Source organism: Paractinoplanes maris, from assembly GCF_023544465.1.
Taxonomy (GTDB): domain Bacteria; phylum Actinomycetota; class Actinomycetes; order Mycobacteriales; family Micromonosporaceae; genus Actinoplanes; species Actinoplanes maris.
Window position 1 is genome coordinate 470,777 of the sequence record NZ_JALPVL010000008.1, and the last position, 12,629, is coordinate 483,405.

General features: G+C 71.1%; 11 protein-coding genes. 9 read left to right on the plus strand and 2 right to left on the minus strand.

The features are described from left to right. Nucleotides 1-2: 2 nt before the first annotated feature. The gene (gene fgd, locus NAG42_RS25065) at nt 3-1,001 is read left to right on the plus strand and encodes a glucose-6-phosphate dehydrogenase (coenzyme-F420) (RefSeq protein ID WP_250033428.1); all 999 of its coding nucleotides are present in this window, start codon (nt 3-5) and stop codon (nt 999-1,001) included. Here the strand turns inward: fgd and NAG42_RS25070 are convergent. After that, a complete protein-coding gene (locus tag NAG42_RS25070) occupies nt 998-1,660 on the minus strand; it encodes a hypothetical protein (protein ID WP_250033429.1) in 663 nt (220 codons plus the stop codon). The two genes, fgd and NAG42_RS25070, sit on opposite strands and share 4 nt — an antisense overlap. Before the next feature lie 273 nt (nt 1,661-1,933). On the opposite strand from NAG42_RS25070, the gene NAG42_RS25075 reads away from it, so the two are divergent. From NAG42_RS25075 to NAG42_RS25090, 4 genes are all read left to right on the plus strand, one after another. Next, entirely contained in the window at nt 1,934-2,590 is a 657-nt protein-coding gene (locus NAG42_RS25075) for an HAD family hydrolase (protein ID WP_250033430.1), read from the plus strand. Nucleotides 2,591-2,683: 93 nt separating this feature from the next. Continuing rightward, on the plus strand, nt 2,684-4,351 hold the full coding sequence (locus tag NAG42_RS25080) for a sodium:solute symporter family protein (RefSeq protein WP_438872441.1): 1,668 nt from the start codon (nt 2,684-2,686) through the stop codon (nt 4,349-4,351). Nucleotides 4,352-4,363: 12 nt separating this feature from the next. After that, nucleotides 4,364-4,654, plus strand: coding sequence for a hypothetical protein (locus NAG42_RS25085; protein ID WP_250033432.1), 291 nt, complete (start codon nt 4,364-4,366; stop codon nt 4,652-4,654). An 89-nt stretch (nt 4,655-4,743) separates the two neighbouring features. Beyond that, nucleotides 4,744-4,995, plus strand: coding sequence for a hypothetical protein (locus NAG42_RS25090; protein ID WP_250033433.1), 252 nt, complete (start codon nt 4,744-4,746; stop codon nt 4,993-4,995). Between the two features lie 48 nt (nt 4,996-5,043). Here the strand turns inward: NAG42_RS25090 and NAG42_RS25095 are convergent, their stop codons facing one another. After that, on the minus strand, nt 5,044-6,156 hold the full coding sequence (locus NAG42_RS25095; protein WP_250033434.1) for a PQQ-dependent sugar dehydrogenase: 1,113 nt from the start codon (nt 6,154-6,156) through the stop codon (nt 5,044-5,046). Nucleotides 6,157-6,235: 79 nt separating this feature from the next. Between NAG42_RS25095 and NAG42_RS25100 the strand changes: the two genes are divergently transcribed. The 4 genes from NAG42_RS25100 to NAG42_RS25115 are packed head-to-tail and all read left to right on the plus strand — an operon-like array spanning nt 6,236 to nt 12,624. Beyond that, on the plus strand, nt 6,236-7,708 hold the full coding sequence (locus tag NAG42_RS25100) for an alpha/beta hydrolase (RefSeq protein WP_250033435.1): 1,473 nt from the start codon (nt 6,236-6,238) through the stop codon (nt 7,706-7,708). A gap of 11 nt (nt 7,709-7,719) precedes the next feature. After that, complete coding sequence (locus NAG42_RS25105; protein ID WP_250033436.1) at nt 7,720-8,913, plus strand: MFS transporter; 1,194 nt, start codon at nt 7,720-7,722, stop codon at nt 8,911-8,913. A 22-nt stretch (nt 8,914-8,935) separates the two neighbouring features. Next, the gene (locus tag NAG42_RS25110) at nt 8,936-10,708 is read left to right on the plus strand and encodes an ABC transporter ATP-binding protein (protein ID WP_250033437.1); all 1,773 of its coding nucleotides are present in this window, start codon (nt 8,936-8,938) and stop codon (nt 10,706-10,708) included. Beyond that, complete coding sequence (locus NAG42_RS25115; RefSeq protein WP_250033438.1) at nt 10,705-12,624, plus strand: ABC transporter ATP-binding protein; 1,920 nt, start codon at nt 10,705-10,707, stop codon at nt 12,622-12,624. Before NAG42_RS25110 ends, NAG42_RS25115 begins: the two co-directional genes overlap by 4 nt. Nucleotides 12,625-12,629 lie beyond the last annotated feature (5 nt).

Consider the following 12,629-nt stretch of genomic DNA (forward strand, 5'->3'; position numbering starts at 1 on the left):
TCATGATTCGGTTCGGGTACAAGGCTTCGGCGGAGCAGTTCCCGCCGGTGGAACTGCTGAATTACGGCGTGCTGGCCGAGGAGCTGGGTTTCGACTCGGTCTTCGTGAGCGACCACCTCCAGCCGTGGCGGCACGACGGCGGGCACGCCCCGGCCGCGCTGCCGTGGCTGGGTGCGCTGGCCGCCCGGACCGAGCGGGTGCTGATCGGCACCAGCGTGCTCACCCCGACCTTCCGCTACCACCCGGCCGTGGTCGCGCAGGCGTTCGCCACTCTCGGCTGCCTCGCGCCCGGCCGGGCGATCCTCGGTGTCGGCTCGGGCGAGTCGCTCAACGAGGTGCCGCTCGGCCTGCAGTGGCCGGACGGCAAGGAGCGGTTCGCGCGCCTCAAGGAGGCGGTCTCGCTGATCCAGAAGCTCTGGACCGAGGATCGCGTGACCTATGAGGGGCAGTTCTACAAGACCGAGAACGCCACCATCTACGACAAGCCCGGGACCCCGGTGCCGATCTACATCGGCGCCTCCGGTCCCGCGGCCACCCGGCTCGCCGGCCGCATCGCCGACGGCTTCATCACCACCAGCGGCAAGGGCCACGCGCTCTACACCGACACACTGCTGCCGGCCGTGCGCGAGGGCGCCGAGAAGGCCGGCCGCAAGATCGACGACCTCGACCTCCTGATCGAGGTCAAGGTCAGCTTTGACGAGGACGACGAGCGGGCCCGCAACGACACGCAGCACTGGGGTGCGCTGGCGCTCTCGCCCGACGAGAAGACCGGGGTCGAGGACCCGATCGAGATGCAGCGTCTGTCCGACGCCCTGCCGGTCGAGCGCACCGCTTCGCGCTGGATCTGCTCGTCCGACCCCGACGAGCACGTCGGCCGGGTCGCCGAGTATCTCGACATGGGCTTCAAGCACCTGGTCTTCCACGCGCCCGGCCCCGACCAGGAGCGCTTCCTGCGCCTCTACAGCGAGCGCATCCTGCCCGAGCTGCGCAACCGGGCCTAAGGCTTCTTGACCGAGCGGAGGCGGGCCCGGCGGCCGGACGGGTCCGTGCCCTCGCCGTTGATGACGCGCAGGTCGGGCTGGGACTGGCGGGTGCCCGAGATGCGTCGCCGGCGCCCACCCACCTCCGGGCGGAACGAGGGCTGGGTGGTGCCGCCGGCCGGCCAGGGTGCCGGAGCGGGCCGCGGCTGCAGGTCAGGCCCGCCCAGCCGTTCCGGATGGCCGTCGCGCCACGCCGGTGGCGAGGCGTTGGGCACGTCGTGCGCGGCGGCGGAGGCCCGGCGGCCCGACGGCGCCCACAGCGGCCGGACCGTCCCGCGGTCGGCCCGGTCCCAGCCCTCCGAGCCGGCACTGCGCTGAGCGGAAGAGCCGGCACTGCGCTGAGCGGACGAGCCGCCACTGCGCTGAGCGGACGAGCCGGCACTGCGCTGAGCGGAGCCGGCCAGCCGCTCGCTCGCCTGCCGCTCGGCGGCCAGGGCCTCGACCGCGCGCCGGTCCAGGGCGCGCCGGCCGGCACCGGTCTCGTCGAGCCCGCGCGGCCGGCGGTTCCCCGGGACGGGCGGGTTGACGATCGCCGGCGAACGGTCCCGCAGTCCGAGCCCGTCGAGGACCGATCGCATCCACTGGCGCAGCCGCGTGCGGACCGCACCTCCATCGCTCACGGAGGGTGACGGTGATCGGTGTCTGCTCGTCGCGGGGGGAAGCGGCGAAGGAGGCATGGCGGTGCTCCTCAGGCTGGTTGCTGATCAAGGAAACTACCGGTCGGCAACCGGATAGCAACTCAGCGGAACGGTGGAGGGCGGCCCCCGCCCGTCGGGTTGGGGCGGTCCGAAAGAACTGGTCCGGCGCTACGCTCCGTACGGGAATGGGGGTTTCGGGGTAGGGTTTGGCCCGATGCGGAGTATGTCCTGGTCGACACCGGAGGCGTGGAGAACATGAGTATCGAGGCGGTCGTCTTCGACCTGGACGGCGTGATCATCGACTCCGAGGAGGTCTGGGAAGAGGTGCGCCGCGGCTACGTCGCCGAGTTCGGTCGCGAGTTCCTCCCGGACACCCAGGATCGGATGATGGGGATGAGCACCCCGGAGTGGTCCGGGCACCTGGCCGAGGAGGTGGGCGTCCCGCGTACGCCCGAGCAGGTCGCCGCCGACGTGCTGGGCCGCATGGCCGAGCGCTACCGCACGTCCCTGCCCCTGATCCCCGGCTCGGTCGAGGCCGTCCGCCGTCTCGGCGCCCGCTTCCCCCTCGGGCTGGCCAGCTCGTCGGCCCGCATCCTGATCGATCAGGTGCTCGAGACGGCCGGCCTGACCGACGCCTTCCGGGTCACGCTCTCGACCGAGGAGGTGCCGCGGGGCAAGCCGGCCCCCGACGTCTATCTCGCCGCCGCCGAGAAGCTCGGCCTGAACCCGGCCGTCTGCGCCGCCGTCGAGGACTCGAGCAACGGCCTGCGTTCGGCCGCCGCCGCCGGCTTCGCCGTGATCGCGGTGCCGCACGGCGTCTATCCCCCGGCGGCCGATGCCCTGGCCCAGGCGTCGCTGGTCGTCCGCAACGTCGCCGAGCTCACCGCTGAGGCCATCGATACACTTCGGTGATTCGTGACTGTTAACTCGTAGGACACATGCAGGTGTGAAAGATTCTCGCCACGGGTAGGTGGCGGGCGACTTTCCCCTTGGAGGTGGCCTGTGGTGCTTGCCGCGGAGAGCGGGCTGAGGCTCGATCTCGACATTTTCGACTACCTGATCCTGGTCCTCTACTTCGGCACCGTCCTCGGGGTCGGTTTCGCCGCCCGTAGAGCGATCAAGACCAGCGCCGACTTCTTCCTCTCCGGGCGATCACTGCCGGCCTGGGTGACCGGCCTCGCGTTCGTCTCGGCCAACCTGGGCGCGCTCGAGATCCTCGGCATGGCCGCCAACGGCGCCCAGTACGGCCTGCTGACGCTGCACTACTACTGGATCGGCGCCGTGCCGGCCATGGTGTTCCTCGGCATCGTGATGATGCCCTTCTACTACGGCTCCAAGGTTCGCAGCGTCCCCGAGTTCCTGAAACGGCGCTTCAACAAGCCGACCCACATCTTCAACGCGATCAGCTTCGCCGTCGCCCAGGTCCTCATCGCCGGCGTCAACCTCTTCGCCCTGGCGCTGATCCTGGACGCGCTGCTCGGCTGGCAGCTGTGGGTGTCGATCCTGGTCGGCGCGGCGATCGTGCTGACGTACATCACGATCGGTGGTCTCTCCTCGGCCATCTACAACGAGGTCCTGCAGTTCTTCGTCATCCTGGCCGGCCTGATCCCGCTCACGATCATCGGCCTGGTCAAGGTCGGCGGCATCGACGGCCTGTTCGAGAAGGTGCGGCAGGGCCCGCTCGGTGAGGCCGCCCTGCACACCTGGTCCAACACGGGCAGCAGCGCCGACAACCCACTCGGGGCCAACTGGATCGGCATCCTCTTCGGTCTCGGCTTCGTGCTGTCGTTCGGCTACTGGACGACCAACTTCGCCGAGGTGCAGCGCGCGCTCTCGGCCAAGAACATGAATGCCGCCCGCCGGACCCCGATCATCGCCGCCTTCCCCAAGCTGCTGATCCCGGGCGTGACGGTGATCCCGGGTCTGATCGCCGCGGTCACGATCACCGGTCTGGGTGCCAAGGAGGGCGACCTCCAGTTCAACAACGCGATCCCCCTGCTGATGGAGGATCTGCTGCCCAACGGTGTGCTGGGCATCGCGGTCACCGGTCTGCTGGCCTCGTTCATGGCGGGCATGGCGGCCAACGTCAGCGGCTTCAACACCGTCTTCACGTACGACATCTGGCAGGCCTACATCAAGAAGGGCCGCAGCGACGACTACTACCTGCGGATCGGCCGGTGGGCGACCGTCGGCGGCGTGATCGTCGGCATCGGCACCGCGTTCATCGCGTCCGGTTACGGCAACATCATGGAGTACATCCAGCAGCTGTTCTCGCTGTTCAACGCGCCGCTGTTCGCCACCTTCATCGTCGGCATGTTCTGGAAGCGGATGACCCCGTGGGCCGGCTTCTGGTCGCTGCTGCTGGGCTTCCTCGCCTCGCTGACGCTCTACGTGGCCTACCTGACCGACGCGATCACGTTCAACTCGGCGCTCGAGCAGAGTTTCTGGGGCGCCGGTGTCGCCTTCGTGACGGCGGTCGTGGTCGCCATCGCGGTCACCTTCTTCACGCCCTCCAAGCCCGACGACGAGCTGCGCGGTCTCGTCTACGGCCTCGGCGGCACCAGCAACGGCACGGTGGTCGTCTCCGGTGAGAAGGTCTGGTGGCGCAACCCCGTTGTGCTCGGCACGATCGCGGTCGTGCTCGCCCTGCTTCTGTACATCCCGGTCTGGTAAGGAGGTCACGACATGGCTGAGAACGACCAGGTCGACGAGAAGAAGTTGTCGGCCGCGGCACGGCTGTTCGACGTACGACGGGTGATCGGTGGCCTGTTCGTCGTCTACGGCGTGATCGTCACGCTGATCGGGCTCTTCGACAGCCAGGCCGAGATCGACAAGGCCGAGGGCGTCCGGATCAACCTCTGGATGGGCATCGGCATGCTGGTGCTGGGGCTGCTCTTCCTGCTCTGGCTGCGGCTGAACCCGCCCGAGCCGCCGGACCCGTCGGACATCGACGAGGATCGGCCCCCGTCGCACTGATGTCCGGGGCGGTGTGACCCGGTAGCCATCGGGTTGCACCGCCCCCCGGAATCCTCGACTCGGGACCCGGAGCGACCGATACCCCGGGCATGGAAGCCATCGCCCCCATCAGCAACGCCAGGTCGGGCGGTTACCGTACCGCCGGCTGGCAACAGCAGATCCGTGTCGACTACGTCGTGAACAAGGTCATGCAGACCCATCGCGGTCACAACGAGGACCAGGTTGCCCAGGCCATTCACGACCAGCTCCGCGCCGTCGGCGTGGTGCCCAACGGCCGTCAGATCGCCCAGTACGCGGCGGCGATCTCGTCCCTGCCCGAACTCCCGCCCAACAACAACTGATCAGTGGCCCGGTCGCCCTCGACCGGGCCACTTGTCATCAGCGCCGGCTCACCGGGCCGCGAAGCGCAGGATCCGGTCGTCGCCGTCGCGCGGGTCGCCCCGGCCGTCCCGGTTCGAAGTGGTCACCCAGAGCGCGCCGTCGGGTGCCACTGCCACCGTACGAAGCCGGCCGTAATCGCCGTTGAGCGCGGCCCGCGGTTCGCCGCCGCCCAGCGGAACCGTCCACAGCCGCTCGCCGCGCAGGCCGGCGACATAAAGCGTGCGGCCGGCGACCGCGGCCCCCGACGGTGAGGCCTCGTCGGTGCTCCACTGCACGATCGGGTCGGCATACCGGTCGTCGCCCTGCTTGCCCTCGGCCTCGGGCCAGCCGTAGTTCTTACCCGGCTCGATGACGTTGACCTCGTCCCACGTGTTCTGGCCGAACTCGATGCCGTACATCTTCCTGTCCGGCCCCCAGGCCAGGCCCTGCACGTTGCGGTGGCCCATCGACCAGACCGGCGAGCCCGCGCGGGGGTTGCCCGGCGCCGCCGTCCCGTCCCGGGTGATCCGCAGGATCTTGCCGTTGAGGTCCGCGCGGTCCTGCGACTCACTGCCGTTGCCGGCGTCACCCGTGCCCACGTAGAGGAAACCGTCGGGGCCGAAGGCGATGCGCCCGCCGTTGTGGATGCGCGCCTTGTCGATCCCGTCGAGGATCACCCTCGGGCGGCCCTGACCGAGCTGGAACCGGATGATCCGGTTGTCGCCGGACGCGGTGTAGTAGGCGTAGACGAATTTGTTCTGCTCGTAGCCGGGGTCGACCGCGATGCCCAGCAGGCCGCCCTCGCCGCCCGCGTCGACGCCCTCGACCCGATGGACGCGCTGCGGATCGCCGCCGCCGGCCGGAACGCGCAGGATGTCGCCGCTGTCGCGCTCGCTGACCAGCGCCGACCCGTCGGGCAGGAACGCCAGGCCCCACGGGGTCTCGAGTCCGCTCACGATCGCCTGCGGCTTGCTCAGATCGATGCCTCCGGGGGCGGCGGCGGTGCTCGATGCCGGAGCCGGCGGCGGGGGACTGAAGGTGGCCTCGCCGCGCGGGGTGGTGGCCTCGCCGTCGGAACAGGCCACCAGCAGGAACACGCCGGCCGTGGCGAGGACGAGACGGGACCGTGCGGCGGGTGTCATCGCCCCACGGTGCCACGGGACGCTGAATCTCACCTGATTTACCGCACTCATGTTCTTCAAGGCCCCCAGGATGGGCGGGGTGCGAGCTTTCCTGGCCGCCTTGGCGGTGGTCGTCCTGCCGGCGTACGGGATAACGCCCGCCCACGGGCGCCCGGCGGCCACCGCGGCGATCACCTGGGCCGTGTGCCCGGAGGACGCCCAGGTGCAGTGCGGCACCTTGACGGTCCCGGCCGACTGGTCCGACGCGACCGGCCCGTCGACCACCCTGACCATGGCCCGCCGCCGGGCCACCGACCCCGCCCGACGCATAGGCACCCTGCTGGTGAACCCGGGCGGCCCCGGCGGCTCGGCGGTCGACTTCACTTTCGGCGCGACCACGTTCTTCGGCGAGGAGCTGCGCAAGCGGTTCGACATCGTCGGTATCGACCCGCGCGGGGTCGGCCGCAGCTCACCCGTACTCTGCTCGCGCGACCTGGTCGACGCCCAGCCGTCCGCCCTGATCGAGACCGAGCAGCAGTACGCCGCCACGGTGGCCCACAACCGCAAGCTCGCCGCCGACTGCGCCGCCCACAGCGGCCCGGTCTTCGGGCACCTCGACACGGCCGGCGTCGCCCGTGACTTCGACACCGTGCGCGCCGCCCTGGGCGAGCAGCAGATCACCTTCTACGGCGCCTCGTACGGCACGCTGATCGGCCTGGAGTACGCCGAGCGCTACCCCGGCCGTTTGCGCGGCCTGGTGCTCGACAGCGTGGTGGACCACAGCGCCGGCCTCGACCGCTTCCTCGTGCAGGGGACCGCGGCCGCCCAGGACTCGTTCGGCGAGTTCGTGAAGTGGTGCGCCCGCGACGCCCGCTGTGTGCTCCGCGGGCAGGACATCCCCAAGCTCTTCATCGCCGCCATGGCCCGGGCCCGCGCCGGTCAGCTCATCAACCCGTACGACCCGCCCAACAAGCTTGACGTCGCCCAGCTGACCATGGCCGCGTTCTCGGCCTTCTACGACCCGCAGTGGTATTCGTTCGCCTACTACCTGCGCGACGCGATGCTGACCGGCCGCCGGGCCGTCACCACGCCCGCGCCGCCGGTCGACCCGGTCGACCTGGTCGACCACAGCTTCGCCCCGGTCTTCTGCGACGACTGGCACCTGCCGATCGCCGGTTTCGCCGACCTCCGGCGGCGGCTACGGACGCTGGCCGCCGGCGCGCCGCAGATGCTGGTGTCGCCGCTCGCGCTGGTCGCCGTCACCGGCTGCCTGGGCTGGCCGTCACCACCGGACAACCCGCAGCGCCCGCTGAAGCCGCTGACCCTCCCGGCGCCGGTGCTGCTGGTCAACGCGCGGCACGATCCGGCCACCGCCTATGCCTGGGCGCAGCAGGTGACCGCCCGCCTCGGCCCGGCGGCGCGGCTGCTCACCTATGACGGCTGGGGGCACGTCGCCTATGGCAAGAGCCCGTGCGTGGCCGCCGCGGTGGACAAGTATCTGCTCACTCTCACCCCGGTGGCGGCCGGGGCGCGGTGCCCGGCGGTCGAGCCGCCGGCCTTCGGCGTCGGGTAGCTTTTGAGCACGTGTCGCCGTCTCTCGTTCTCGGCCGCTATCTCGGTGTGGCGGTCTGCGCCCGCCTCGCCGACGAGGGCGCCCGGGTGGCGATCCTGCTGCTCGTGCTCGAGCGCACCGGCAGTGCCTCGCTGGCCGGGGCCCTGATCGCCGCGCTCATGGTGCCGCACGTGCTGGCGGCCCCGATCGCCGGCTCGATCGCCGATGCCGCCCGGCGCCGCCGGCTGGTCTACGTGTCGGCCTACCTGATCTACGCCGCCGGTCTCGGTGCCGCGGCCTTCTTGATCGGCTGGTCGACGGTGGGCGCGGTGGCCGTGCTGGTCGTCGCCGGCTGTGTCGCCCCGCTGCTGATCGGCGGTCTCAGCAGCCTGCTCGTCGATCTCGTCCCGGACCGGCTCGAACGCGCCTTCGGGCTCGACGTGATGTCGTACAGCACGGCCGGGATCGCCGGCCCGGCCCTCGCCGCCGTGCTCGCCGCGCTGGCCGGTCCGGCCTGGGCGACGGCCGGGCTGGCCGCGCTCGTGCTGGTCTCGGCGGTACTGGTGACCACGCTGCCGCTTCCGGCCGGGGCGGGTGGCCGCCGCCTGGCGTCGCCGTTCGCCGCGCTGGCGTTGATGTGGCGCCGGCCGCGGCTGGGCGCGGTGACCGCCGGCACGGTGTTCAGCCTGGCCGGTCTGGGCGCCCTGCCGCTGGTCGGCGCGCTGCTGGCCGCGCAGGAGCAGCGACCCGAGCTGACCGGCATCATCCTGTCGGCGGGCGCGGCCGGCGGGCTGATCGGCTCGCTCCTGTGCACCCGCTGGCCGATCCGCCGGTGGCGCCCCGAACGGGTGGTCGCAATCTGCCTGGGCGCCACCGCCGTGCCGTTCCTGATCCTGATCCTGCTGCCCGGGGGCTGGCTCGGCCTCCCGCTCTTCGCGCTGGCCGGCGGTCTGGGCGCGCCCGTCTCGGTCGCGGTCTTCGCCGTACGCGACCAGGAGTCCCCGCCGGCGGTCCGCACCCAGGTCTTCACGCTGGGCGCCGGGCTCAAGGTCACCGCGGCGGCGGCCGGGGCGGCGGCGGCCGGACTGGCCGCGGGCATCGGCGCGCCCGCGCTGCTCGCCGCGATCGCGGTCTGTCAGGCGCTCGGCGCGGTGGCCGTCATTCTGGTGGCCCGCGTCACTCCGGCCGCCGAACCGGCCCGGAGTATCGTTAGCCAGGCTAACTAGATCCCCGTCCCAGGAGGCGCCGTTGAGCCGCCGCGCACCCCGGGCGTCCATCCATCCGGACGTCCGCAAAAGCTGGTTGCGCCGCGCGCTGCCGCTGGTCAAGGCCCATCGAGCTCTGCTGATCACCTCGCTGGTGCTGTCCTTCGCCGGCCTGATCGTGCAGGTGCAGATTCCCAACCTGGTGCGCATCGGCATCGACCGGGCCATCGTCGACAAGACGGCCCAGCTCAGCACGTACGTGTGGTGGATCGTCGGCTTCGCCCTGCTCCAGGGTCTGATCAACTTCGCGGCCCGGCTCTATCTGCTGCGCACGGCCTACGAGCTTGAGTACGACCTGCGCAACATCGTCTACACCCACCTGGTGCGGATGCCGTTCGGCTTCTACGACCGGGTGCAGACCGGCGAGCTGATGTCGCGCTCCGGCTCGGACATCCGGGCCGTGCAGATGTATCTGTCGTTCGGCCCGTCGATCCTGGTGCAGTGCCTGATCGCGGTGGTCGCGTTCGGGCTGATGCTCTCGATCAACGTGCCGCTGGCGATCGTCGCCATGGCCACCATGCCGGTCATCGGCATCCTCGGGGTCACGATGCGCAAGGCGATCTTCCCGGTGTCGTGGATGATCCAGGCCCGCCTGGCCCAGCTGGCCACCGTCGTCGACGAGAACATCCAGGGGGTCCGCATCGTCAAGGCGTTCGCGGCCGAGGGCCGGCAGCTGCGCGTCCTGGCCGAGAGCGCCGACCGCATCCGGTGGGCCTACCGGCAGGACGCGCGCATCCGCAGCCGGTGGAACCCGATGCTCGACAACCTGCCCCGGCTCGGGCTCGCGCTGGTGCTGCTGGTCGGCGGCTACATGGTGATCGAGGGCAGCACCACCGTCGGCACGATCGTCGCCTTCAACTCGTACGTCCTGATGCTGCAACCGCCGTTCCGCATGCTCGGCATGATGATCATGATGGGGCAGCGGGCCTCGGCGTCGGCCCGGCGCATCTACGAGATCCTCGATACGCCGAGCGAGGTGGTGGACGGCCCCGACCCGATCGTCGTGCCGCTGCGCGGCGACCTCGCGTTCGAGCACGTCTCCTTCAGCTATCCCAACGGCACCCCGGCCCTCGACGGCCTCGACCTGCGGGTCCGGCCGGGGGAGACGGTGGCGGTGGTCGGCGGCACCGGCTCGGGCAAGTCGACGCTGGGCCGGCTCGCGGCCCGGTTCTACGACGTCACCGAGGGCCGGGTGACGATCGACGGCCACGACGTGCGCGACCTGTCGCTGTCCTCGCTGCGCGAGCAGGTGGGCATCGTGCCCGACGAGCCGTTCCTGTTCTCGTTGTCCATTCACGACAACATCGCGTACGGGAAACCGGCGGCCGCCCGCGAGGCGGTGATCGAGGCGGCGGTGGCCGCGGGGGCCGACGAGTTCATCCGGGACCTGCCGGAGGGCTACGACACGGTGGTCGGGGAGCGCGGTTACACGCTCAGCGGCGGGCAGCGGCAGCGCGTCGCGATCGCCCGGGCGCTGCTGGTCAACCCGCCGGTGCTGGTGCTCGACGACGCGACCAGCGCCATCGACGTCACCGTCGAGCAGCGCATCCACACCTCGCTGCGCGACCAGATGCGCGGGCGCACCACGCTGATCGTCGCCCACCGCCTCTCCACGATCGGCCTGGCCGACCGGGTGGTGCTGCTGGAGGCGGGCCGGGTGATCGCCGACGGCACGCACGCCTCGCTGCTGGAGTCGGAGCCGCGCTACGCAGCGGTGCTGGCGTCCTCGGTCGACTCGGAGGTCCCGTCCGCATGAGCATGTTCGGTGGTGGCTTCGGCGGTTTCAACGTCGGCGGGCGGCCGACGATGGGAGCCGCCGGCCGCAAAGGCAACGGCCTGCCCTTCGCCGGCATCCCGGACGACCTGCGGGCCGGTGTGGCCGCGCTGGAGTCGCGGGAGCCCGACCACGGCGACCCGGGCGTCCGGTTCGACCCGGCGGGCGACTCCGGCCGGACGATCTCGCTGAGCCGCCTCCTCGCCGGGCGGCCCGGCCTGCTGGTGGCGGCGTCGCTCGCCATCCTGGTGGAGACCCTGCTGCTGCAGGCCGGGCCCTACCTCGTCCAGGTGGGAATCGACCACGGCATCGCGGCCGGCAACCTCCGGGTGCTGATCGTCGCGACCGTCTGCTTCGTGGCCGCCGTGCTGCTCACCGGGCTGGCCACCGCCGTCCGCATGCGCAAGAGCGGCCTGCTCGCCGCGGCCGCCACCCGCGACCTGCGCATCCGCATCTTCGCCCACCTGCAGCGGATGTCGCTCGACTACTACACCCGGGAGAAGGCCGGGGTCACCATGACCCGGATGACCTCCGACGTGGAGTCGTTGCAGAGCCTGCTGCAGGACGGCTTCGCCCAGTTCCTGATCCAGGGCCTGACCATGGTGGTCGTCACCGGGCTGCTGTTCCACTACAACGCGACGCTGGCGCTGATCACCCTCGCGCTGGTCGTGCCGCCGCTGACGATCGCGTCGCTGTGGTTCCGGCACGCGGCCGACCGCGGCTACAACCGCCAGCGCGACGCGATCGCCGCGATGTTCGCCGACCTGTCCGAGAGCCTCAACGGCGTACGGGTCGTGACCGCCCACAACCGGCAGGACCGCAACGTCGTCGCCCACCGCGAGGTGGTCGGGGGCTACCGCGACGCCAACGACTTCACCGGCCGGATCAACGCGATCTACGGGCCCGGCACGTCGGTCATCGGCCTGATCGCGATGGCCGTGCTGCTGCTCCTCGGCGGCCGGATGGTGGTGCGCGGCACGCTCACGATCGGCGAGCTGACCGCGTTCGTGCTCTACATCAACTCGTTCTTCCAGCCGGTGCAGCAGCTGGTCCAGCTGTATACGCAATACCAGCAGGGCAAGGCGGCCATCGGCAAGATCAACGGCCTGCTCGCCCTCGCCCCCACGGTGGTCCAGAGCCCGGAGGCCGTCGCGCTCCCGCCCGTCCGCGGCGAGATCGTTTTCGACGACGTGACGTTCGGCTACCGGCCCGACCGGCCGGTCCTCGAAGGCGTGACGCTGCGCATCGAGCCGGGGGAGACGGTCGCCTGCGTCGGCCCGACCGGCGCCGGCAAGAGCACGCTGGCCAAGCTGGTGACCCGCTTCTACGACCCGTCCGCGGGCCGGATCCTGATCGACGGGCACGACCTGCGCTCGGTCACGCTGGAATCGCTGCGCACCCAGATCGGAGTCGTGCCGCAGGAGCCGTTCCTCTTCGCCGGCACGCTGCGCGACAACATCGCCTTCGCCCGGCCCGCCGCCGGCGACGACGAGGTCTGGGGCGCGGTCGACGCCGTCGGGCTGCGCGAGCTGGTCGAACGCTCACCCGAGGGCCTGGACACGCCGCTGCACGAGCGCGGCCAGTCGGTCTCCTCGGGCGAACGGCAGCTGCTGGCGCTGGCCCGGGCGTTCCTGGCCGAGCCCCGGGTGGTCGTGCTCGACGAGGCCACGTCCAGCCTGGACCTGCGCTCCGAGCTGCGGGTCGAGGCCGCGCTGGACGCCCTGTTGGAGGGGCGCACGGCGATCCTGGTGGCGCATCGGCTCTCCACCGCGATGCGGGCCGACCGCATCATCGTGGTCGACGACCACCGCATCATCGAGACCGGCTCGCATGCCGAGTTGGTCGCGTCCGGGGGCACGTACGCGGACATGTTCGCCACTTGGGCGGCGCATTCCTGACGGAT

What these genes read in the sequence shown, in the direction of transcription:
- NAG42_RS25090 (WP_250033433.1), top strand. Translation starts at nt 4,744, where the DNA reads ATGGAAGCCATCGCCCCCATCAGCAACGCCAGGTCGGGCGGTTACCGT.
- NAG42_RS25085 (WP_250033432.1), top strand. Translation starts at nt 4,364, where the DNA reads ATGGCTGAGAACGACCAGGTCGACGAGAAGAAGTTGTCGGCCGCGGCA.
- fgd (WP_250033428.1), top strand. Translation starts at nt 3, where the DNA reads ATGATTCGGTTCGGGTACAAGGCTTCGGCGGAGCAGTTCCCGCCGGTG.
- NAG42_RS25095 (WP_250033434.1), bottom strand. Translation starts at nt 6,156, where the DNA reads ATGACACCCGCCGCACGGTCCCGTCTCGTCCTCGCCACGGCCGGCGTG.
- NAG42_RS25075 (WP_250033430.1), top strand. Translation starts at nt 1,934, where the DNA reads ATGAGTATCGAGGCGGTCGTCTTCGACCTGGACGGCGTGATCATCGAC.
- NAG42_RS25115 (WP_250033438.1), top strand. Translation starts at nt 10,705, where the DNA reads ATGAGCATGTTCGGTGGTGGCTTCGGCGGTTTCAACGTCGGCGGGCGG.